This window comes from Nitrospirota bacterium (assembly GCA_004296885.1).
Taxonomy (GTDB): domain Bacteria; phylum Nitrospirota; class Nitrospiria; order Nitrospirales; family Nitrospiraceae; genus SYGV01.
On record SCVN01000015.1, the window covers coordinates 17,031 to 39,712 of the forward strand.

A 22,682-nucleotide genomic window follows, 5' to 3' on the forward strand; every position below is an offset into this window, starting at 1 on the left:
ATCTCGTCTCTCAAAAAACGTATCTCGTATCTCGTGAAGCGTCGTTCGCAGGAAGGCCATCTTTCTTCACGCTTCACGCTTCACGCTTCACGCCGCTCGCCGCCGGCTTCAACTCCCCATCCAGCAGCAGGTCCGCCACACGCTCCGGCCTGGCAACGTCCAGGTCTTCGGGGACGCGCTGGCCTGTGCTGAGATAGGAAAGGGGCAAGCCCGTCCGCCCCATCAGATCGAAGATTCCACCGAAACCGCTCGTTTCGTCCAGCTTGGTGAAGAGCAGCCGATCGATGGGAAGCCCCGCATACCGTATCGCGCCGTCTTTCAAATCCCGCTCCCGGGTCGTGGCGGAGAGCACCAGGTGCGTCTCCAACGGATGATCCAAGGCGATCAACCGGCGCAGCTCTTCTATGCCCGCCTCGTCCCGCGGGCTCCGCCCGGCCGTGTCGATCAGGATCAGCTCCGCCTTGCTTCGTTTGCGAATGCAGTCCAGCGCTTCCTGTTTGGTCAGCGCCACATCCATGGTCACCCCGAGCACGTTGGCGTACATCCGCAGATGTTCCACCGCCGCCACACGATAGGTATCCAAGGTAATCAGGGCCACAGACCGTTTCTCCTTGAGGCGATACTGGGCCGCCAGCTTGGCGATCGTGGTGGTCTTGCCCACGCCGGTCGGTCCGGTAAAGATGACGGTCTTCTTCCAGTCTCCCAACCCCAACAGGGGGCCGCTGACTTTCACCTCCTGTGTCAGCACCCGGTGCAACGCCTGCCGGATCGCCGACTCGGACCGCAGGTCCGTCGGCTGCAACCGGCGCTGCGCCTCCGCAACCAGGCGGCTCGCCTGCTCCGGCTCCAAACCGGCCCTGAGAAAATGTTGCTGCCATGCGGCCAGCTGACCGGACGGAGGGGAAAGCGCCGGCTCCGTCTCCAGACGAGGCCGGCCCTGCAGCGAGGACTCCACGAGCCGCCGGAGCCCTTGCACCTCTTCCTGTATCCGTGCCCATTCCGCACGGCCCCCCGATCCCTGCGCCGCAGCCCGGCCCGGCGGCGCAGCCTGGGAACGCCCCTGGCTCTGCGCCTGGTGGTCCGGAAACGGCATGTCCGGTTCGCACTCCTCCTGCATCTGGCTGCTGAGCGCCGCCTCAAATCGAGTGTCCCGGTCCGGTTCGTCCCAGTGCCGGACCGGATCCGCCTGACGCGGCGGCTGCGCCTGACGCGTGGACGCCTGACGGCGCGGCGCCTCTTCGCGGGGAGGCTCCCAGGGTACGATCCGACGGACGGCTCCGCCCTGCACCCCCTGACGCGGCACCGCAGCCGACTGCTGGCGCTCGCGCGACGAGACGTCGGGCACGCGCTTGCTCGAGCCGCCGGACCGGTTCCGTAGGGGCAGGGCCTTCGCATCCACCGCGGCCGCGACCTCGACCATGGGCCGCCCGAAAATCCCGAAGACGCCGCTGCCCTTCCGGATTTGTTTGCTGGACAGGATCACGGCATCGGGCCCCAATTCTTCCTTGATGGACCGGATGGCATCGCTCATCGTCAGGGCCTGAAACGTCTTGATCTTCATGCGGTCTCCTCCCCCGCGTCGCGTAAACCGTGCACGGTGAAACGTGAATGGTGAATTTCCTCGGCCGCGCCGCCTTCCCCGCTACTGCTTACTGTTCACCATTGACCTTTCACGGTTTACTGTTCGCCTTTCACTATTCACCATTCACCGTTCACCATCTAGGCCGCTTCTTCGCCGGCCCGGACCGTTTCCAACGCCTGCACCCGTGCCGCGCCGTCGATCTCGTTCAGCGCCAGGATGGGCACCGTCGGCAGAACCCGTTCAGTCAGCCGCCGCAAGTGCCGGCGCAACGTCGGGGAGCAGAGAATGACCGGCTGCTGCCCTTTGGCCAGCACTCGCTCCACCGCCTGCTTGAGCAACGTCAACAGTTTCTGGGCAATGCCCGGCTCCATTCCCCACTGTCCCTGTTGCGCCGCCGCCGCGACCTGCTCCGCCAGCTTGCGGTCCAGGCGCGGGTCCAGGCTGATGACCGGGAGCATTCCCTCTTGCGTCAAATACTGCCGGGTGATCGTGCGGCCCAACGCCTGCCGGGCGGCCTCCGTCAGACTGTCCGGGTCCTTCGTCACCCCGGCCTGATCCGCCACGGCCTCCAGGATCGTGCGCAGGTCGCGGACCGGCACGCGTTCGCGCAGCAGGTTCGCCAAAATGCGCACGACCGTGCCGAGCGGCAGAAGATTGGGGATCAGTTCTTCAACGAGCTTGGGATGCGTCTTCACGAGTTCATCCAGCAGGGCCTGCGCCTCCTGGCGTCCGATCAATTCATGCGCGTGGCGCTTGATGACCTCCGAGAGGTGCGTGGCAATGGCGGAGCTGGTATCCACCACCGTGTAGCCGGCCATCTGGGCCTGTTCGCGGGCCGGCTCCGCCACCCACAGGGCCGGCAGCCCGAACGCCGGCTCCTTCGTGGGAATGCCCTGGACCGCGCCCCGCTGGGCGGTCCCCGGATCGATCGCCAGCACGTGCCCCGGCAGGACTTCGCCGCGCACGAGTTCGACCCCTTTCAAGAGAATCGCGTATTCGTTCGGCCGCAGTTGCAGGTTGTCCCGGATATGAATGGGCGGGACCAGGAATCCCATGTCCGACGCCGTCTGGCGACGGAGCCCCTTGATGCGCTCCAGCAAGGCTCCGCCCTGCTCCCCGTCCACCATGCCGATCAGGCCGTACCCGACCTGCACTTCCATCAGGTCCAGCGGCGTCACTTGCGGAACGGCATCCGCCTGTTTCGCCGGCACCTCGGCGGCGGTCGCCGCCAGCACGGTGGCCCGCTCGCGCTGCTGCTGGGTCAATTCGTACGCCAGCCACCCGACCAGCCCCCCCAGCGCGATGAACGCCAGATGCGGCAGGCCCGGCACGAGGCCCATCCCCACCAGGATCACCGACGCCGTGGCGAACACCTTGGGGGACACCAGGATCTGGTTCGCGATGTCCTGGCCCAGATCCGACTCGGAGGCGGCCCGGGTCACGATCATGCCGGCGGCCGTCGAAATGATGAGGGCCGGCACCTGGGCCACCAGCCCTTCGCCGACCGTCAGGAGCGTATACACCTGGGCCGCCGCGGCCAGACTCATGCTCTGCTGCAACACCCCGATCGTCAAACCGCCGATGATGTTCACCAGGATGATGACCACCGCGGCGATGGCGTCGCCCCGGACGAACTTGCTGGCCCCGTCCATGGCCCCGTAGAAGTCCGCTTCTTCCGCGATTTCTTTCCGGCGGCGGCGGGCTTCCGACTCATTGATGAGCCCGGCGTTCAGATCGGCGTCGATGCTCATCTGCTTGCCCGGCATCGCGTCGAGGGTGAAGCGCGCGGCGACCTCGGCGATGCGGCCGGCGCCCTTCGTCACAACGACGAAGTTGATGATCACGAGAATCGTGAAGACGACCAGGCCGACCGTGTAATTGCCGCCCACGACGAAATTGCCGAAGGCCCGGATCACCTCGCCGGCCGCCGCCGCGCCTTCGTTCCCGTGGAGCAGGATCAGGCGGGTCGAAGCGATGTTCAGCGAGAGCCGCAGCAGCGTCACCAGCAACAAGACGGACGGGAACACGGAAAACTCCAACGGCTTGCGTACTTGCATCCCGACCAGCAGGACGATGATCGCCAATGTGATGTTGAAGGAGAGCAGCAGGTCCAGGGCGAACCGGGGCAGAGGCAGCAGCATGATCATCAGAATGCCCACCACCGACACCGACATCACCACGTCGGGATATTTCCCGATATTGATGCCTGTCATGGTCTGTTGCTGTGCGCTCATGCCGGCCATGTCCCCATCGTCCCCATTGTGATTACAGCGCCCGCTTCCCGCGGGCGCGGTAGACCAACGCCAGAATCTCCGCCACCGCCCGATACAGGTCCGACGGCACGGCTCCGCCGATTTCGACCATCTTGAACAGCGTCCGCGCCACGAACTTGTTCTCGACCACCCGGACCCCGTGCTCGGCCGCCACCTTCTTGATCTGCTCGGCGATGAAGCCGGCGCCTTTGGCGACGACGATCGGGGCCGCCATGCTCTGGAAGTCGTACCGCAACGCCACCGCCAAGTGTGTTGGATTCGTAATCACCACATCCGCCTTCGGGACCGCCGCCATCATCCGGTTTCTCGCCATCTGTCGTTGCAAGCTGCGTACCCGCGACTTCAGCAACGGATCGCCTTCCGTCTCTCGATGCTCCTGCTTGATCTCCTCCTTGGTCATCCGGAGGCTCCGCTCCCACTCAAACCGTTGATACCCATAGTCGGCGGCCGCCATCACCGCGACGGTCAACCCGATCCAGAGCGTCATCTTGTACGCCAGCCCGCCGGCCATCCCGAGCACGCCGGCCAGGTCGTACTGCACGAGCTGCGGCAGGCCGCCAATTTCATGGCGGATCGCCATGACACCGACCCAGGCGATGACGGTGATTTTCAGCACGGACTTGCCCAGTTCCACGACGGACCGCAACGACAACAGCCGCCCGAATCCCGCGATCGGGTCCAGGCGGCTCGGATCCGCTTGCAGGCCGTCGGGCTTCCAGAGAAAGCCGGTTTGAGCCACGTAAGAGGAGACCCCGAGGACCGTCACCGCGCCCAGGAGCGGGAGCACCAGGCCCAGGGCATCCATGCCGACTTTCACCATGAGGGCCTGGACGGCTGTCTGGGACAACTGGCCGTGCAGGCCGGGATCCATCGCCAGCGTGAGCCATTCCCTCATCAACCGGGTCAGACTCGCCAGGGCCGGCCCGATCAGCCAGTAGAGCACCGTGAGCGCCCCCAGCAGGGTGACCGCCATCGGGACATCCCGGCTGATCGCCACCTGCCCCTTCTTGCGGCTCTCCTCTTTGCGACGCGCGGTCGCCTGTTCGGTCCGGCTGCCATCCTGCTCAGCCATGGCCCAGCATCCTCATGAGATCGCGAAGCAGATCTTCCAGGCGGATGAATTCGGATTCGTACAGACTGAACGTGAACGGGAGCCCGGCGCCCATGACCAGCAGCCCGGCCGTAATCGTCAGGGGTTGGCTCAACAGGAACACGTTCATTTGCGTGACCGACCGACCGATGACCGCCATACCCAGGTTGACCAGCAGCATCGTGACCATCACGGGCGCGGCCAACTTCAGGGCGATCAGAAACATGCCCTGGGAGAGACGAACGATGTCCTGCATCACATTCTCCGACAGGCTCGCGCCGAACGGCACCACCAGATCGAAGCTGCTCGCCACCGCCTGGACCAAGATAAAATGCGCGTTCAACGACAAAAAGATCAGCGAAGCCAGGAGCGTATAGAGGTGGCTGATGAGCGGCGATGAGTGGGACGTCGAGGGGTCCAAGAGCTGCGCCATCCCGAGCCCCATCTGGGTGCTCATCATGTCGCCCGCCAACTCGATCCCCGCAAAGAGCAGACTGAGGGCCATCCCGATCACCAGGCCGACCAGAAACTCGGCCCCCAACCCCAGCGTCATGCGCAGGGGATCCTCCGGCAGGTCCGGCACCCGCACGACCGGCAGCAAGGCCAGCCCCAGGGCCAGCGCCACCCCCACCTTGACCGTCGGGGGCACCGAGCGGCTGCCGATGATGGGCATCACGGCCAGGATGCCCCCGATCCGCACCAGCACCACCAGCAGATGTTGAAACTGGGGCAAGGCGATGTGGAGGATGTGGGGCATCATCAATGATGAACGATGAATGATGAGTGATGAACGGCGGAGGGCCGCATTCTACCGTTTATCGTTCTGCCTTCTGCATGCATCGTTTCCTCAGTAGGCGTAGTCCGGAATGCTCGTCAGAATGCCGGTCATGAAGCTGATCAGCACGCTCAACATCCACGGAAAAAACAGCAACGCCACCACGAACACCGCCAGGATTTTCGGCGCAAAGGTCAACGTGGCCTCGTTGATCTGGGTCATGGCCTGAAACACGCTCACCAGCAGCCCAACCGCCAGGCTCAAGCCCAGCATCGGAGCCGAGACTAGCAACGTGGTCTCGATCGCCCGCCGCCCCAGCTCCACCACGATATCCGGATTCATGTCTTCTCCTTAAGAGCTAATGGCTGATGGCTTATAGCCGGAAGCGACGCTGTCTTTCTTCTTGCCATCGGCCATTCGCTATTCGCCGTATGCTCCCGTCCTCAATGGAAACTCTTCACCATCGAGCCGACGACCAAATACCATCCGTCCGCCAGCACGAAGAGAATCAGTTTGAACGGGAGCGAGATCATGACGGGCGGCAGCAGCATCATGCCCATCGACATCAGGACGCTCGCGACCACCATGTCCACGATCAGAAACGGAATGTAGACCAGAAAGCCGATCTGGAAGGCGATCCGTAGTTCGCTCAGGATGAATGACGGGATGATCACGTGCGTCGGCACATCCTCGACCGACTTGGGTTTCGGCAGCTTGGCCAAGTCGATGAACAGGGCCAGGTCTTTGTCCCGGACCTGCTTGAGCATGAAGGCGCGGATCGGCGCCAGTCCCCGCTTCAAGGCCTCCTCTTGCGTGATCTGCTCGGCGAACAGGGGCTGCAGCGCGTCCCCATAGACGGATTGCCAGACCGGCGTCATCACGAAGAACGTCAGGAACAGGGCCAGGCTGATCAGGACCTGATTGGGCGGCACCTGCTGAGTGCCCAACGCCTGGCGCAGAAACGACAGCACGATCACGATGCGCGTGAAGGAGGTCACCATGATGAGCATGGCCGGGGCCAGGGAGAGGACCGTCAGCAAACCCAGGATCTGCATGACCACCGAGGTCTGGCCCTTGGCTCCGCCCCCGAGGTCGATAGTGATGGCCGGGCCCTCGGCCCAGAGTTCGACAGCCCAGGCGAGCAGCAGCACGGCCAGGCCAAGCGCCAGCGGGAATTTCAGGCGGCGGACCAGGGAGAGCCGATCCGTCCGTCTCACGGAGACACCTCGCGGATCGCCGGGCCGGCGCCCCGCTTGGCCAGCACCAGCCGGACCTGCTCCGGGTCGCTGACCCGGCCCAGCGACACCAAGCTGTCCGCCGTGGACCCGACGATCAGTAAGTCGCCGGCGACGGACACCAACGCCACGCTTTTCTTGGGTCCCAGATAACCGGTGCCCAGCACCTGCACCAAGGGCGTCTCGGCTCCGCCCATCATGCGACCTCCCAGCCAACGCCGGGCCGCCAGCGCCAGCAGCATCATGAGCCCCAGCACCGCCGCCAAGGCCGACACCGTTCGGATGAGACTTTCCCAGAAATCCACGTCACTCCTTCGGAAATGCTGAACGATGCATGTCGGACTGAAGGTCCGTCGTTCATCACTCATCGCGCATCATTCATCATTGCCCCTTCGCGCATCACGCCAGTTGCTGAATCCGCTCGGTCGCACTCACGACATCGGTCAACCGGATCCCGAATTTCTCGTTCACCACCACCACTTCTCCCCGTGCGACCAGCTTGTTGTTGACGAGCACTTCCATCGGCTCCCCCGCCAGCTTGTCCAGCTCGATGACCGACCCCTGACCCAGCTGCAGCAACTCGCGGACCAGCATCCTCGTGCTGCCGAGCTGCACCGAAACCTGCATCGGAATGTCGAGAATGAAATCGATGCCGTTGGCCGTGGCCGTGCCGCCTCTCGGCTCCGCCGAGGACAGGGCCGGCGCGGATCCCTGTTGAACGACCTCCTGATTTCCCATACCCCGCTCCTCCTACTCGACGACCGTTGCTTGCAGAATGAGCACCGCCGACCGGCCTGAATCCGAACCACTCATCGTTCCGCAATCATCATTCATCATTGCTACGACAGGACCCGGCTGACACGGAACGCCTGGTTGCCCTTCATCACCACCGCCCCGCCTTCCAGCTTGGGCAGGCCTTCGACGAAACACCGGATCGGATCGCCCGGGCTCTGTTCCAACATCAGCACGTCGCCCGGACTGAAGTTCAGCACGTCCCGCACCCGTATGCGGGCCGTCCCAAGCTGGACCGTCGCCTGCACTTCGCACTCCTTCAACTGCTCCGTGAACCGATTCATCCAGGGCGATTCATTCGCGAGGTGCTCGGAGATGAACCCGGAGCAGAGCTTTTCCTTGATCGGTTCGAGCATCGAGTAGGGATAGACCAGGAACAGGGCGCGCATGCTCTCTTCGATCTGCACTTGCAACTTGATCACGACGACGATTTCCGACGCCGCGACCACCATCGCAAACTGCGGGTTGCTCTCCGACCGGACGTGCTGAATCTTGAACGGATGGACCGGCCCCCAGGCCTTCTGGAGATCCCCGAAGGCCAGGCCGACGATCGTCTTGATGATGCGTTGCTGGATGAGGGTGAAGTCCCGTCCTTCCGGCTTGACGTGCGTCTGCTCGTTGCCGCCGAAAAAATGGTCCACGAGCAAATAGACGAGCATGGCATCCATCACCAGCAGCCCATGGCCCCGGAGCCCGTCCACGTGGAAGATGTTCAGCGAGGACGGCATCGGAAACTTTTTGACGACCTCCCCGAACTTGACGATCTGCGTGGATTCGATGGTGAAGTCGATCACCTTGCGCAACGCATTCGCCCAGGAGAGCGCCGCCAGCCGGATGAACCGGTCGTTGATCATGTCCAGGGTGGGCATCCGGCCCCGGATGATCCGTTCCTGGTTCAGCAAGTCGTAGCTCTGGGTCCCCGTGGGCGGCGCCTCCTCCTTGGGCGTCGTATCGACGTCCCCGGAAACCACCCCGTTGAGCAGCGCATCGACTTCGTCTTGGCTGAGAATTTTTTCCATTTTTAGCTCTTAGCTGTCAGCTTCCGGATCATGGCTGAACGCTGATGGCTGTTTGCTTCTTCACTTACTGGACGACGAACTCGGTGAAATAGGCGGTCTTCACGCCGCTCTTCGGCAGAGCGCTGTTCACACGGTTGATGATCTCGTCGCGGAGCTGAAATTTGCCTTGGGTAGTGCGGAGGCTGGCGACGTCCTTGCTCGTCAACAGGATCAGGATGGCGTCCCGCACCTGCGGCAGGCGTGCGGCGATCTCATCCTTGCTCTCCGGCCGGTCCAGGTCCAGTTTCACGGTCAGCTTCAGATAGCGGACCTCCGCATCGGCCAGGTTCACAATGAACGGATCCAAGTCGAAGATCGCCGCCGGAGCGCCTTTCTCCCCCCCCGCCTTGGCGGCATCGCCTCCATGTCCGGCTTCACTTCCGTGCCCGGCTGACGATGCGCTTCCATGCGCCTCCGCCGCCGCCGGAGCCTGCCCCTGTCCGCTGAGCTTGAGCACGGCAAAGGCTCCCCCGAGTCCGAGCAACAGCGCGCCCAAGCCGATCATGATCAACATCTTCATAGACGTGCCCTTGCTCGGGGCAGCAGGCTTTGCGTCTTTGTCTGCCGGTGCATTTGCTGCTGATGCGTCTGCCATAGCCATACCCTTTCGATTAAGGAGTGGATTCCGTGGCTGGGACCTGTGCAATGGGTGTGCCACGTCCGGATGGACCGCCCCGGGCCCAGACCGACCGCCAGTATCCGCCTGGAGCGAGTATTATTAAGCAGTTCGAGTCGATGGAAGCGCCGACAAGGTCGCTCCGAGAGCCGGACCGGAGCCAGGCGGTTGACAACGTCAGTTAGCTGACGGGTACCGCTAACAGCCCCGGCCGTCAGCCTAAAAGAAAGCGGCCGGCAGAATCGTATCCGCCAGCCGCTCGGGTTCGTACCGAAGACTCGGGAACTGGTGGCTGAAAGCCGCCTGCGGCTCCTTACCGCTTGATGTTCACCAGTTCCTGCAGGATCTCGTCGGACGTCGTGATCATGCGGGAATTGGCTTGGAATCCGCGCTGGGCGCTGATCATGCCGATGAACTCCTCGCCCAGGTCCACGTTGGACAGTTCCAGGGAATTGGAGGCCACCTTCCCCAACCCGGCGCTGTCGGGGGTCGCCTTAAGCGGCTGCCCGGAATCCGCCGTTTCCGCATAGAGGTTCTTGCCTGACCGGATGAGCCCGACCGGGTCCGGGAACTTGGCCAGGGTCACCTGTGCCAAAGTCCGGATCTGGCCGTTGGAGAACCGCCCGCTGATCGTCCCCTTGCTGTCCACCAGGAACGCTTGCAGCGAACCCGCCCCGTATCCATCCTGCGTCTGGTTGACCAGCGCAGAGGCGGCGCCGAACTGGGTGGTACCGTCCAAGCCGGTCTGGCCGGAATCGGTCGTCAAACTGGTACCAAAGTCGAACGTGACCGGCTGACTGGCCGCGGCGCCCGCGAAACTCATGGTGGCCAAACCAGCCGATGCCCCGGCCGACCCCGCCAGGGTCCCCGTGTCGTATTTCGTCACCACGCTCTCGGTATCCAGCGCCCCGCTCGTGGTAAACGTCAGCGACCCGGACGCGATTTTCACGATTCCCAAGGTACTGTTGATGTTGCCCGCGATATAAGTACCCGCCGCCACGCCGGCGGTCACCTCACTGGAGTTCCCGATCACATTGTAGGTCCAGGTGTTGGCGGCCGTCCGCGTATAATAGGTAGTAAGCAAGTGACTCTTCCCCAACGAGTCGAACACGGTCAGGGACGTCGAGAAGTTGGACGTGCCCGTAGGATCGGCGAGGCTGAAGGCGGAGGTGGTCGCATCGGCCTGCAGGTTGACCGAAGTCGTGACCTTCGTCGTCTTGTTGGGGGAAGCCGTCGTGCTGGGCAGCGCAATATTATCGATCGACCCGGTAATCTGTCCGTTGGTGTCCGCCTGGTAGCCTTGCAGGAACAGGCCGTTGGGATTCACCACCCGGTTCTGCGAGTCCAGCCGAAACTGTCCCGCTCTGGAATAGAAGGTGCCGCCTTGGGCATCCTTCAAGGTGAAGAAGCCGTTCCCGTCCACGGCCATGTCCAATGCGTTTCCGGACGTCACCAACGAACCTTGCGTGAAGTTGGCCTGGATGCTGGTCAAGGCGACGCCGATGCCGGTCTGAACCGAGCCCGAGCCGCCGCCCAACGACGAACTCACCAGGTCCGCAAACGTCGCGCGGCTGGACTTGAATCCGACCGTGCCCTGGTTGGCGATGTTGTTGCCGATCACCGACAGGAGATTGCCGTTGGCGTTGAGCCCGCTGACGCCCGAAAATAACGACGACAGAATGCCCATGTGTTGATCCCTCCGTTGCTGACGCCGGCGGCGGTTTCACGCCGACGGACATTGACCCTGCGTTTCCTACCGTTTGAGCCCCACAAGAAGCTGCACGATTTCATCGGTGGTCTTGATCGCCTGCGAGCTGGCTTGGAACCCGAACTGGGCGGCCATCATGTCCACGAAATTGTCGGTCACTTCCACGTTGGAGAGCTCGAGCGTATTGGCCCGCACCTGCCCGACCGACGCCTGCCCCGCCAACACGGCGCTGCCCGGCTTGACCGTGGTCGCTGCGCCGGATGCCTGCGAGGCGGCGAATAGGCCCTTTTCCATCTGGGTTAATCCCGAGGGAGCCTCGAAGCTTGCCAGCGCCACTTGGGCCACCGTTTGATGCTGTTGGTTGGAGAAGTTCCCGATAATGCGGCCGTTCTCGCCCAGGGTGAGCGTATCCAGCCGCCCCAAGTTGTACCCGTCCTGAGACTGGCTGAAGATCGCCGACGTCATGGCATACTGCGTGGTCCCGGTGAAATCCAATTTCACGGATTGGGAGAGGCTCGTGGCCGGGGTGCCGGGGGTTCCATCGGCGGCAGCCGGGGTGCCGGGAATCGGAACCGCCACCGTGACGGTTTGCTTGGCTCCGGAGGTCATGGTCCCGCTCGTATCGAAGGTCATCTCTCCTGCGTCGGCAGCCTCCCCGTCATCGACCTGCACGTGGATATCCCAAGTATTGTCGTCGGTTTTCACAAAGTATGCTGTCAGGGTGTGAGCCACATCGCCCGCGTCCGTCCGCGAATCGAAAAACTTGTCGCTGACGGAAAAATTGTACGTCGTGGCATCCTCGGCATCGAAGGCAGCCGTGGGCGCCGTGGACGAAGAATCCAGGTTCAGAGTCATGGCCGCTTTCGAGGTTGCCTTGGCCTTCATCTCGGTCGCCAGCGCCACCTCGCCCAGGGTGTCGCTGATAACGCCATTCTCATCAGGCAGATACCCCTGCAACACGTGCCCGGTTGCGTCGGTAATCTTGTCGCTGGTCAGCCCGGCCTGGATTTTGAACTGGCCGGCCCTGGTGTAGAAGCTGTTGCCGCCAAAATCCTTCACCACAAAAAACCCGTTCCCGTCGATCGCCCAGTCCATGGGATTGTTGGAGGAGGCCAATGGCCCTTGCGCAAAGTTCACCTGGGGCTTGGACACGGCCACACCCATCCCATCCTCTCCGTGACCGCCTCCGGCCAGTAATCCGCCCACCAGTTCGGCAAACCGAGGCTGGGACGATTTGAACGCCACGGTATTCATGTTGGCAATGTTGTTGCCGATACCCGCCAACCACTGGCTGTTGGCGTTCAGACCGCTCATGCCCACGAAGAAGGTCGAAAAAGTGTCCATGGTCAGATGTCCTCCGCCCTGCTCCGTTCTAATAGACTTCCAGCACGTTCTTCGGATCGACCTGCTGATTGCCGATCAGCAGCATGGGGTTGTTGGAGTCGTTTTTCACACCGGTGACCGTGGCAATGGTGACCGGAGTGGCCGTGACGGCATGCCCGGCGCTGTCCTTGGCCGATACGGAGAACCCGTAGGTTCCCGGAGCCACCTGGACCCCGTTCTGATCCGTCCCATCCCAGGCCACCTGTTGATTGCCGGCACTTTGGTTGCTCGAACCAATCGTCCGGATCACCTGGTTGCTGGCGTTCAGAATATTCACCAGAACGGAAGCCGCATCCCCCGCCAACGTGTACCTGACCGATGCGGGGCCATTCCCGAGCTGAACCGTCGCGCCGCTCAACTTGACCTCGTGTCCCAGCAGAGAGACGAGACCGACCTGTTTGGCGCCCTGGAGATCGCTATTGTTCTGCTGCATGAGCGTCACCAACTGGTTGCTCGCCTCGAGTTGGCTGAACTGCGCGAGCTGGGCGACGAAGGCTTCGTTATCCATCGGCTTCATCGGGTCCTGGTTCTTCAACTGCGCGATCATCAGGTTCAGAAAATCCGCTTGGCCCAGCGCTTTGGGGCCGCTGACGATGGGAGTGCCGGAGTCGGTCGTGGCCTGGCCGCCTGAGGCGCTCGTGGAATTGGTCACCGAGTTGAGCGCATCGGCCAGCGAAGGCGATTGAGTCGAGGCGACTGACGACATGATGGTTATCCTTTCTCGTCCATCCTAGGCGAAGACATTCAACGTGCGGCGCTCCAAGACTCCGCTAAGCGCCCCATGACCATAACCGGACCATTGCTCCACCCGGGGTTCCATCGGCAGCGGCTGGGTTGCCTGAGGCCCCGGCTGTCGGCGTCCCTGATCCGCCTGATCTCCCTGGGCTCCGGCAAACCATCCGGGGCCGGACTGCCCGCGGCCCTGGGGATCCACGTCCACCTGGAACTCGCCCATCTCCAGCCCCGACGCTTTGAGGCCCACGGCCAGTTGGTCCTGCCTGGCGACCAGGAAATCCCGCACTTCGACCTGTCCCGTCGTGACCTTGGCATGCACCGTCTGGTCGGCCAGGACCACGCGAACCTGGACCCCGCCGAGATCCGGCCGCTCGACTTCCAGGCGCAAGGATTGGACCGAAGGCACGGCGGCCGGCTCTGCCGGAAGAGCAGCCACGGGAGTCGGAACGACGACCTTGGCCGCTCCGTCAATGTGTCCCGTCCGGCCATCACCCGTGCCGACACCAAGCCGCTCGGCTCCGGTCACCAGCTGGGGCGACTGGGGCTCTTTCTGGCCCTTGCCTGGTTCCTTACTCTTGTCAGTCTGCATGGAGGCGGCGAGTTGGCGCGCCTGCTCGGTCATTGCCCGGTTCTGAAGACCGGTTTGCGACGACGGCGCGGCGGCATCGGGGGTCGCATCGAGTTCGGATGGAGCCTGGATCGGCTGGCCTGCGCCAGCCGCAATCGGCCCAGGGTCCTTTTCCTGCCCGGTCCCGTTGAGTTGCGGAGCCGGGGCTGACGGCTCGGGCTGCGAGGGAATCCGCTCTGGCTCTGCGGCTATCGGACCTCCCACAGATAGGTGTGAGGCTTCCGCCGGCCCGATCTTATTGACGAGTTCGAGTTGCACCTGCGGCTCTTTTGCCACCGCTTCGGCAACGTTCTGCTGTTGGGGGACCTCGGCCTGGCGGTTGGAGGCATCGTTCGGCTGAGTCTGAGAACCCACGTTTTGCAGCAGGGCCTGCGTCATCGTCGCTGCTTGATTGGTGAGTGTCGGCTGATTCACGTTCGTTGGGCTTGCTTGACCGGCCGGCTCCGTCATCGCCGCCATCCCGACTTGGCCGGCCATTGTTAAGGCAGTCCCCGCCGCAACCGTAGGCATCTGGTCGGATCCAGAAGGGGGCACGAGGGCGGACGTTGCCTGCCCGGCCTGGCTAAGCTGCAACGACTGGAGCGACAGGGTCTCACCGGGGCTCGAGGCGCCAGGCTGCGCCGAGTCAGATTGGCCATCGACAGCAGCTTGCCCACCCTGTCCTGCCTGGACTGCAACCAACGCCGAAGCTTGCAGGGCCAATGCCATCTGCAGGGGAGACAAGGAGGCCATCGAGGCAGGGGGGTCGGCCTTCGGAGAAGCAGCATCGGCGGAATCGGTCACGGCATCCACATGCTCCCCGGCCTGCGTCAGCACCTTTCCGAAGGAGGTCTCGCCGGAATGCCCCTCAGACTTCGGCACGTCCGCAACAGCCTGGCCGGAAGCCTTCACCCCGTCGTTGCCGGTCGAGACAGAGATGAGAAGACCAGCGTTCACCGAATCCCTCCATTCCTTGAATCGTGCGCCCGGCAAGACCAGGCGCCGCCCGTTCTAGTTCAAGCCCTGTGCCAAACTTCCCTTCCCATCGGCCGCGCAAAAAGCTCAGCAAAATCAACACCTCCACGGGCAAGCCCAGAAAACAACCCCTCTACTAGGTAAATGTTGCAGGGAACGCGGCAAGAACGAGCCGGGCGAACGGGGCTGGGGCGACAAGAAGAGATGCGGCGCACGTTCGTGAAGCGTATCTCATGAATCGTGAAGGGTGACGGGCACAGGCGACACGGAGACGCGGGGACACGGAGACATGGAGATCGCCGCGTCACCCCCCCTCCGCGTCGCCACGTCGGGCGCCTCGCGCCTCACATACGACGCTTCACGAGATACGTTTTTTTGAGAGACGAGTGACAGGGGACGAGCGGTGCGAGAACGAAGCAGGAGGCCTTTTTCAACTCCTACTACGGCTGTTTGGGAATCAACTGTTCGGTCAGCTTGGCGGCTTTGACGGGTGGAATCTGGGCCAGGATCGCACCCGCCGTTTTCCCTTTGAGCAAGCGGAGCAATTCCAGGGCCCTGGCATTGGGCATCTTCTCGATCCGCGCCGCCGCCTCTTCGGCGGGCATCGTCTCGTACATCTTCGCGAGTCTGGCTTGATCGGCCTTGCGCGTCTCATCATCCACTTTGCCCTGCTTCTGGGCTCCGGCGGCTTTCTGTTCCTCGGCATTTTTGCGCGCCTTCTCGGCCAGCTTCACGGCCTGCTCATGGCGCACCAGAATCTCCTCGATTTCGCCCTTGAGCGAGGCGAGGCGCGTCTCGGCCACTCGCAGCGCTTCCTCCTTTTTGTCCAGCGCTTGTTTGCGCCGGCCGAGCATCTCCAAAATCTCCCGGGGAACCCCGATCGCGGGACCCTGCACGGGGCCGGTTAATTCGGCGGGCGGCGGCTCAGTGGGGGGCTCGGTTTTGCCGGCAGACGCGAGCGCGACCGCCGGGACCCACACGGTCCACAGGACCGCCTGTACGGCCAGTGTCCTCATGGCACACCCCGCCCTCATCGCCATCCTCTCACCCCTTCCGGCCACCCCTGCGATACCGGACCGCCGCCGCTTCGTCCATCGCCCGCTGCTCGCGCCGGCCTTCCTCCCCCCGACGCAGGCGGGCCTCCTGCGCTTCCAACAGTTCCAGCTGTTTCTTGTCGCGCGACATCTCCAGCACCTCGCGCATTTTCTCGCTTCGCAGACGATGCGCTTCCTCCACGACGGCTTGCGCGCGCCGAATCGCGTCCGCGAGCGCCTCCCAAGCTTCGTATCGCCCGACCACCTCGTCGGCCGTCAACCCGGCCTTGGCATCCGTCAGATAGCTGCGGGCACCCTCGTCCGCCGCCGCCCGGACCAGGGCCAGGCTCTCCTCGGCCGCACGGAGCCGTTGATCGAGGCTTGCCAACTCGAGGCGCAGCCCCTCTTCCAACTGGCCGCGATAATTTTTCAGGACCGTCAGGTTCACCGGAGCGCCTCCGCCAGCTTCAACAGGCCGACGACCGATTCGCCCAACGCGGCTTTGTCGTTGACTTCCTGCCGCAGGTAGGCCGTGATCGCGCCGTGCTGGTTCACCGCCCGATCCAACTTCGGATTCGCGCCCGGTTTGTACGCCCCAAGATTGATCAGGTCCTCCGAACGGCGATAGGTCGCCAACGCCTCCATGACGGTCCTGCCCGCGGCGTAATGCTCGGGCACCGCCACGTCCCGCATGACTCGGCTGGTGCTCTGCAAGACGTCGATGGCGGGAAATTGGTTGCGGGCGGCCAAGTCTCGGGACAAGACGATGTGCCCGTCCAGAATGGAGCGGGCGGCGTCGGCGATCGGGTCGGACAAGTCGTCGCCTTCCACGAGCACCGTATAGAGGCCGGTAATCGAACCCGTCCCCTGGCAGGTGCCGGCCCGCTCCAGCAGCTTCGGCATCAGCGTAAACACGGAAGGCGTGTAGCCCTTGGTGGTCGGCGGTTCGCCGATCGCCAGCCCGACCTCGCGCTGCCCGTGGGCAAAGCGGGTCAGCGAGTCCATCATGAGCAAAACGTGCTTCCCGCAATCCCGGAAATATTCCGCGATCGCGGTGGCGAGAAACGCGCCGCGCAGGCGCACCAGCGGCGGCTGGTCCGACGTCGCCACGATCACCACCGACCGCTTGAGGCCGGCGGCCTGAAGGTCCCGCTCCAGAAACTCGTTGACCTCGCGCCCCCGTTCACCGATCAGCGCGATCACATTCACGTCGGCGCCCGTGTACCGGCTCAGCATGCCCAACAGCACGCTTTTCCCCACGCCCGACCCGGCGAAGATCCCCACCTTCTGGCCGCGGCCGCAGGTGAGAAAGCCGTTGATCGCCCGGACGCCCAGATCCAGCGGATGGGTAATGCGCCGCCGGTGCATCGGATTGAGAGGAGCGGCATAGAGCGGATACTCCGACTCCGCCGAAACCGGCCCCTTTCCGTCCAGCGGCAGGCCCAGCCCGTCCAGCACACGGCCCAGCAGAGCCGGGCCGACCGGCGCCGAGGCCGTGCGGCCCTGCATGATCAGGTGGCTCCCGGGGCCGATTCCGCGCATCTCGCCCAGCGGCATCAGCAACACGCGCTGGTCCCGGAAGCCGACCGCCTCCGCCATGATTTTGCCCGTCCCGTCTTCGCGCACGATCTCGCACAATTCGCCGATCGAATTCATCGGCCCGTAGCCTTCGACCACAAGTCCCACCGCCTGGGTCACCCGCCCCCGGACCGCGATCGAGTCCAGGTCCGCGATTTGCTCGAGCCGTTCGGTCAGGTTCAGCATAAGCGTCCCCGGATAAGAAGCCAACGGCTGTCAGCCATCAGCTTCCGATTCAAGCTGAGAGCTGAGGGCTGAATGCTGAGAGCCAAGCGCGTCATGTTTTGATCGTCTGCCGCAACGCCTCGGCGATACGGGCCAGTTGCACCTCGATCCGGGCATCCACCACACGGGAGGGGGTCTCGACCAGACACCCGCCCGAGGAGATACGCGGGTCCGCCTCGACCTGGAGCGTCATCCGCCCCTCGAAGGACGTGGCGATCGCCTCACGCGCCTCCTCCAGGAGCAAAGCGTCTCCCGGATTGACCAGCACTTTCATGGGTCCGCCCTCGCGCACCTTCGCCAGCGCTTCCCGGACCTGCGCCACGACGGCCTCGCGCAGCCCGTCGCCCTGTTCCCGCAGCACCTTCCGCACAATCGCCAGCGCCAGCGCCGCGATCGGCTCCTCCGCATCCTTGAACCACAAATCGCGGGTCAGCCGCAGTTCCTGGACGAGCGCGCTCAACAACTGACATTGCCGCTCCAGTAAATCCGCCGCTTCGGCCCTGGCCCGTTGCGTCCCCTCGGCCACCCCCCGCTCGTAGGCGGACTTTTCGCGGGACTCGCGGTCGTAGGCGCCGGGGCTGGCCGGCGCCGGCTCCAACTGGTAACTCTTGGCCGACTCGGCATCGGCGGTTTTTAAAATCCGGGCAAAGTCCTGCGCGATCACACCATCTCCTCCCCTTGACCGGCAATCACGATCCGGCCCTCCGCTTCCAGCTTCCGGCAGAGTTTCAGGATATTCTGTTGGGTCTTCTCCACTTCGCTGACCTTGACCGGCCCGCGGGTCTCCATGTCTTCCTTGAGCGTCTCGGCAGCACGGCTGGACATATTTCGCAGGAATTTATCGCGCACCTCCTGTCCGGCTCCGCGAAGCGCCAGCGGGAGTTCCTCCTTGCTGATTTCCTTCATGAGTTCCTGAATCCCGCGATCGTCCACCTTCACGAGGTCGTCGAAGACGAACATCAGGGACCGGATGCTCTCGGCCAGTTCCGGGTCCTTTTCGGAGAGTTTGCCCATGATGTTGCCTTCCATCGCCTTGTCGAGCCGTCCCATGATGTCGGCCACCACCTTGGTTCCTCCGACGCTGCAGCCCCGGGTCTTGGTGCCGCCCTTGAAGGCTTCCTGCAGGACGTCGCTCAGATGCTGGAGCACTTCCGGCTGGATCTCTTCGATTGTCCCCAGCCGCAAGGTCACGTCCGCCTGCATGAAATCCGGCAAATGGGCGAGGATCTGGCTGGCCTGATCCGGATCGAGGTGGGCCAGAATCACCGCGACCGTCTGCGGGTGCTCGATCTTGATCATCTGGGCCACCGTCTTGGGCTCCAGCCACTTCAAGGATTCGAGTCCCGGGTACGAGGTATTGGTCAGGGTTTCCAGGATGCGCTCGGCCTTGTCGGACCCCAGCGCTTTGGTGAGTACGCTCTTGATGTATTCCTTGCCCTCGAAGCCGACGTCGCCGTTGGAGGCCGCCGCCTGGAATTCCACGATGACCGCGGATTCCTCCTCCCGCGAAATGTTCGAGATGGCGCTCATGTGCGAGCCGATCTTGCGGATGTCTTTGGGATCGAGGTGCCGCATGACCTCCGCGGCGGCATCCTCGCCGATCGCCCGCAACAAAATCGCCGCTTTTTCTTCCCCGCTCAGATTCGTGGCCATGGCGTGGCTCATTCAGCGGGGCTCTTCAGCCATTGTTTGACGATGAGCGCGGTGGACTGCGGATTGCCTCTGGCCATATCCACGATCTGGGTCCGTGGCGCGCCGCCCAAGGACGACTCCAACTGGCCAACCGTCATGGGGAGCGCCGGCTGCATACCCTGGGGCATGGCCAGTTGGCCCTCGGCTGCCAGCAGCGGCGCGCCCTGCGGCGCCGTCAACACGCCCATCAAGGGCCGGACGACGAAGAACAGAATCAGGAGGAACAGGACGCCCGCCACCCCGTAGCGGACGTAGGGCGCCCAGACGGCGGCGGACGGGAGCCCCGCCGTGGCGATCGCGCCGGGGCCCTCTTCCGTCTCCTCGCCCCCGAAGGGCACGTTGACCACTTCAACTTGATCCTGCCGTTCCGCCGAATAGCCCATGGCTTTCTTGACGATTTCTTCGATCTGCCTCATTTCGGCATCCGCCCGCGGCACATACTTGCGCTTGGCCTCGCCGATTCCCTCTTTGGCCCCCTCGCCGGCCTTCGCCGCCTCGTAGGTCCCGTCCACCAGCACCGCGACGGACAGTTTTTTGATGGTGCCCGTCGGTTCGATGATCCGCGACACCGTCCGGCTGATCTCGTAGTTCAGGGTCTCGTTCTTCGTCTGCGTGCTGTTGCTGCTGCTCTGGACCGGCTGCGCCTGCTGACCCGACGGCACGTTCGACCCGACGCCCGGCACCCCGCCGGCCTGCCCGCTGGTGCCGTTGGCTTTTTCCTGGTTGCGCTGTTCGCTCCGCACCACCTGCCCATTGGGATCGAACCGCTCCTCCGTCAGTTCCACCTGCCGGAAATCCAGGACGCTCGACACCCGGACCACCGCCTTGCTCGCCCCGACGATCCGTTCGAGCATGGTCTGGATGCGGGTCTCGATATCCTTCTCGATCGACCGCTGATACTCCAGCTGCGACCCGGAGAGCCGCGTCGGCCCGTCATCCGACGCCTCCGACAACATCCGGCCGTGCCCGTCCACCACGGTCACATGCTGCGGTTGCAACCCTTCCACGCTGCTGGCGACGAGATGCACGACCCCCTGCACCTGCGCCTTGCTCAACGATCCGCTGCGCTTCAGCGACAGCACCACCGAGGCCCGGGGCTTGTCCTGTTCGGAACTGAAGAGGCGGCGCTCCGGCACCGCCAGGTGGACCCTGGCCCGTTCCACTTCCGGCATCTGCGCGATCGTCCGCGCCAGCTCTCCCTGCAACGCCCGGCGATAGTTCAACTTCTGGACGAACTCGGACATGCCGACCGTGGTGCGGTCGAAGATCTCGAAACCCACGCCCCCGCCGTGCGGCAACCCCTGGCCGGCCAGTTGAAGGCGCAGGTCGTGGACTTGGGCGCTCGGCACGAGAATCGACCCGCCGCCGGCCCCCACTTCGTAGGGCACCTTGGATTCCTTGAGTTTCTCGACGATGGCCCCGGCATCCTCCTGCGTCAAGTTGGCGAACAGGACTAGCATGTCCGGCTGCTGACTCCAGAGCCCCACGGCCACCAATCCGGCGACTCCTGCGGCCAACACGAGGAGAATCGCAAACCGTCGCCCCACCGGCAGGTCGTTGAATTTTCCGAGCATAGCACCAACCCTTTCACAGACGAGAGGCTGTCAGCTCTCAGCTATCAGCCCGAAGCTGAAGGCTGAAGGCGAGTCGCTACACCTGCATCCGCTGAATTTCCTCATACGCGGTCACGATCTTGTTGCGAAGTTGCATCATGAGATGAAACGACACGTCGGCCTTTTGCAGCGCGATCATGGTCTGGTGCACGTTCTGGTTCTCGCCCGTTGCCATTTTCTCCACGGCCTGGGTGGCTTCTACTTGCACTTCGTTGACCTTGGCGATCGCATCTTTCAGCGTGCCCATGAAGCCGGTCGCCGCCGCACCGGCCGGCCCTGTGGAGCCGACTCCCGGCGCGCCGGGCAGAGGGATGCTTGGTGAAATGCGGATGTCGTCCATCGTTCGCTCCTAAAAGTTTGAATGATGAATGCTGCGTGCTGAACGCAAGAAGGGCGCTTCTCTTGTCACCTTCATCATTCCTCGCTCATCGTTCATACGTTCCTTCTACCGTCCGATCTCCAGCGCCCGGTTCCACATGGTCCGGGCCGTGCTGATCGCCTGCACGTTGGCTTCATAGGCGCGGGAGGCCGAAATCATGTTGACCATCTCCTCCATCACGTTCACGTTCGGCATCTGCACGAACCCCTGGGCATCGGCATCCGGATGCTGGGGATCATGGATGGCCTTGCCCGGCTTCTGATCTTCGATAATCCGGGCCACCCGCACTCCTTGCAGCGGTTGTGCATGAGGATCGAGTCCCGCCTTAAGCAAGGCGCCGGAGAACTTCGGAACGATCGGCGAGGCCTGGAATACGACGTCGTGGCGCTTGTAGGGACCGCCCTGCTCGGTATGCGTGGACTGCGCGTTCGCCAGATTGCTGGCGATGACGTTCAACCGGTGGCGCTGGGCATCCAGCGCGGACACGGAAATGGCAAGCGTATCGTTGATATCCATTGGCTTAGACTCCCTTGTTCTTCGTTCCGTCGACGGCGCGTCAGGTTCCCGAGGAGACCGGTTGCATCTCCACGGTCTCCGCTCCCCGCGCTTCCTGCAACAGGCGGCCGCGCCACTGGAGAGACCGGCGGCCCTCGGACCCGCCGGCGGTCTGCGGTTGGCCGGCGGCCACGCGGACCACCCAGCGACTACCCGCCGGTCCCGGCCGGCCCGACCTGACCGAGCGATTCGGTCGGGTCACCCATTCCCACCATTGCGCGCAATCCTCACAATAGGCAGCGGCAATCTCTCGAGTCTGCGTTGTCGCAAGGATAATCCCGCCACATTGCGGACATCTCATCGCGCACCTCCCAACAGGATGTTGCACAATATCGTGCTATCGCACGTCCCGAATCGCATCCAACAACTGCCGGAAGCGCATCGACAGCATCGTCGCCGACGCATTGTAGTTGATTGCGTTGTCGCCCAGCTTGGCCATCTCCATGTCAAGATTGACGGAGTTCGCATCCAACGGCAGCTCGGGCGAGGGCAATTCGACGAGCTTGCCCTGCACCCGTCCCCCCGCCTGCCCCTGGCTTCCCAGGTGACGGGTATCCGTGACCGCCATCTGAGCGCCTGACTTGCCATGGGTGGCCGCGGCCAAGGCATCGAGAAATTGCAGTTCTTTGGCCCGGTACCCCGGCGTTTCTTCGTTGGCAACGTTGGAGGCGATCACGCGGTGCCGAGCGGCGCGGAGATCCAGGTTTTGCTCCAACAGCTGCATGGTCTTATCGAAGATCTGCATGCTCGCCCCCCATTTTTGAGCCGCAGGTGTGT

At 63.6% G+C, this 22,682-nt stretch carries 24 protein-coding genes; all 24 read right to left on the minus strand.

The window, feature by feature from the left end; translation table 11 throughout:
• Positions 1 to 73 precede the first annotated feature (73 nt).
• Positions 74 to 1,561, minus strand: coding sequence for a flagellar biosynthesis protein FlhF (gene flhF, locus EPO61_07300; protein ID TAJ08711.1), 1,488 nt, complete (start codon positions 1,559 to 1,561; stop codon positions 74 to 76).
• A gap of 158 nt (positions 1,562 to 1,719) precedes the next feature.
• Positions 1,720 to 3,816, minus strand: coding sequence for a flagellar biosynthesis protein FlhA (gene flhA / locus EPO61_07305; protein TAJ08712.1), 2,097 nt, complete (start codon positions 3,814 to 3,816; stop codon positions 1,720 to 1,722).
• Between the two features lie 31 nt (positions 3,817 to 3,847).
• Positions 3,848 to 4,927 carry a flagellar biosynthesis protein FlhB gene (gene flhB / locus EPO61_07310; protein ID TAJ08713.1) on the minus strand — a complete coding sequence of 360 codons (1,080 nt, stop codon included), beginning with the start codon at positions 4,925 to 4,927 and terminating at the stop codon, positions 3,848 to 3,850.
• Positions 4,920 to 5,705 (minus strand): flagellar biosynthetic protein FliR, encoded by a 786-nt coding sequence (gene fliR, locus EPO61_07315; GenBank protein ID TAJ08714.1) that lies wholly within the window; start codon positions 5,703 to 5,705, stop codon positions 4,920 to 4,922. The genes flhB and fliR overlap by 8 nt, the downstream gene beginning before the upstream one ends.
• Positions 5,706 to 5,792: 87 nt before the next feature.
• A complete protein-coding gene (gene fliQ, locus EPO61_07320; GenBank protein ID TAJ08715.1) occupies positions 5,793 to 6,062 on the minus strand; it encodes a flagellar biosynthesis protein FliQ in 270 nt (89 codons plus the stop codon).
• Between the two features lie 101 nt (positions 6,063 to 6,163).
• Entirely contained in the window at positions 6,164 to 6,775 is a 612-nt protein-coding gene (fliP, locus tag EPO61_07325; GenBank protein TAJ08997.1) for a flagellar biosynthesis protein FliP, read from the minus strand.
• Between the two features lie 158 nt (positions 6,776 to 6,933).
• On the minus strand, positions 6,934 to 7,323 hold the full coding sequence (locus tag EPO61_07330; protein ID TAJ08716.1) for a hypothetical protein: 390 nt from the start codon (positions 7,321 to 7,323) through the stop codon (positions 6,934 to 6,936).
• Between the two features lie 31 nt (positions 7,324 to 7,354).
• Positions 7,355 to 7,693 carry a flagellar motor switch protein FliN gene (fliN, locus tag EPO61_07335; protein TAJ08717.1) on the minus strand — a complete coding sequence of 113 codons (339 nt, stop codon included), beginning with the start codon at positions 7,691 to 7,693 and terminating at the stop codon, positions 7,355 to 7,357.
• Positions 7,694 to 7,794: 101 nt separating this feature from the next.
• Positions 7,795 to 8,766, minus strand: a complete 972-nt coding sequence (gene fliM, locus EPO61_07340) for a flagellar motor switch protein FliM (protein TAJ08718.1) — start codon at positions 8,764 to 8,766, stop codon at positions 7,795 to 7,797.
• Positions 8,767 to 8,830: 64 nt separating this feature from the next.
• On the minus strand, positions 8,831 to 9,406 hold the full coding sequence (locus tag EPO61_07345) for a flagellar basal body-associated FliL family protein (protein TAJ08719.1): 576 nt from the start codon (positions 9,404 to 9,406) through the stop codon (positions 8,831 to 8,833).
• A gap of 328 nt (positions 9,407 to 9,734) precedes the next feature.
• Positions 9,735 to 11,108, minus strand: a complete 1,374-nt coding sequence (locus EPO61_07350; protein ID TAJ08720.1) for a flagellar hook protein FlgE — start codon at positions 11,106 to 11,108, stop codon at positions 9,735 to 9,737.
• A 66-nt stretch (positions 11,109 to 11,174) separates the two neighbouring features.
• Entirely contained in the window at positions 11,175 to 12,473 is a 1,299-nt protein-coding gene (locus EPO61_07355; protein ID TAJ08721.1) for a flagellar hook protein FlgE, read from the minus strand.
• A 28-nt stretch (positions 12,474 to 12,501) separates the two neighbouring features.
• Positions 12,502 to 13,218 carry a hypothetical protein gene (locus tag EPO61_07360; GenBank protein ID TAJ08722.1) on the minus strand — a complete coding sequence of 239 codons (717 nt, stop codon included), beginning with the start codon at positions 13,216 to 13,218 and terminating at the stop codon, positions 12,502 to 12,504.
• Between the two features lie 24 nt (positions 13,219 to 13,242).
• Positions 13,243 to 14,811: a flagellar hook-length control protein FliK gene (locus EPO61_07365; protein ID TAJ08723.1), complete on the minus strand. Its 1,569-nt coding sequence runs from the start codon at positions 14,809 to 14,811 to the stop codon at positions 13,243 to 13,245.
• 458 nt (positions 14,812 to 15,269) lie between these two features.
• Entirely contained in the window at positions 15,270 to 15,845 is a 576-nt protein-coding gene (locus EPO61_07370) for a hypothetical protein (GenBank protein TAJ08724.1), read from the minus strand.
• 28 nt (positions 15,846 to 15,873) lie between these two features.
• Entirely contained in the window at positions 15,874 to 16,350 is a 477-nt protein-coding gene (locus EPO61_07375) for a hypothetical protein (protein TAJ08998.1), read from the minus strand.
• Positions 16,308 to 17,627, minus strand: a complete 1,320-nt coding sequence (locus EPO61_07380) for a FliI/YscN family ATPase (GenBank protein TAJ08725.1) — start codon at positions 17,625 to 17,627, stop codon at positions 16,308 to 16,310. Before EPO61_07380 ends, EPO61_07375 begins: the two co-directional genes overlap by 43 nt.
• Positions 17,628 to 17,718: 91 nt before the next feature.
• Positions 17,719 to 18,390: a hypothetical protein gene (locus EPO61_07385; protein ID TAJ08726.1), complete on the minus strand. Its 672-nt coding sequence runs from the start codon at positions 18,388 to 18,390 to the stop codon at positions 17,719 to 17,721.
• Complete coding sequence (gene fliG / locus EPO61_07390; protein ID TAJ08727.1) at positions 18,327 to 19,331, minus strand: flagellar motor switch protein FliG; 1,005 nt, start codon at positions 19,329 to 19,331, stop codon at positions 18,327 to 18,329. The genes EPO61_07385 and fliG overlap by 64 nt, the downstream gene beginning before the upstream one ends.
• Positions 19,328 to 20,932, minus strand: coding sequence for a flagellar M-ring protein FliF (fliF, locus tag EPO61_07395; GenBank protein ID TAJ08728.1), 1,605 nt, complete (start codon positions 20,930 to 20,932; stop codon positions 19,328 to 19,330). The genes fliG and fliF overlap by 4 nt, the downstream gene beginning before the upstream one ends.
• Positions 20,933 to 21,008: 76 nt before the next feature.
• Positions 21,009 to 21,311, minus strand: coding sequence for a flagellar hook-basal body complex protein FliE (fliE, locus tag EPO61_07400; GenBank protein TAJ08729.1), 303 nt, complete (start codon positions 21,309 to 21,311; stop codon positions 21,009 to 21,011).
• Between the two features lie 105 nt (positions 21,312 to 21,416).
• Positions 21,417 to 21,866, minus strand: coding sequence for a flagellar basal body rod protein FlgC (flgC, locus tag EPO61_07405; GenBank protein ID TAJ08730.1), 450 nt, complete (start codon positions 21,864 to 21,866; stop codon positions 21,417 to 21,419).
• A gap of 40 nt (positions 21,867 to 21,906) precedes the next feature.
• Positions 21,907 to 22,107: a hypothetical protein gene (locus EPO61_07410; GenBank protein ID TAJ08731.1), complete on the minus strand. Its 201-nt coding sequence runs from the start codon at positions 22,105 to 22,107 to the stop codon at positions 21,907 to 21,909.
• 135 nt (positions 22,108 to 22,242) lie between these two features.
• Positions 22,243 to 22,650, minus strand: coding sequence for a flagellar basal body rod protein FlgB (gene flgB, locus EPO61_07415; GenBank protein ID TAJ08732.1), 408 nt, complete (start codon positions 22,648 to 22,650; stop codon positions 22,243 to 22,245).
• Positions 22,651 to 22,682 lie beyond the last annotated feature (32 nt).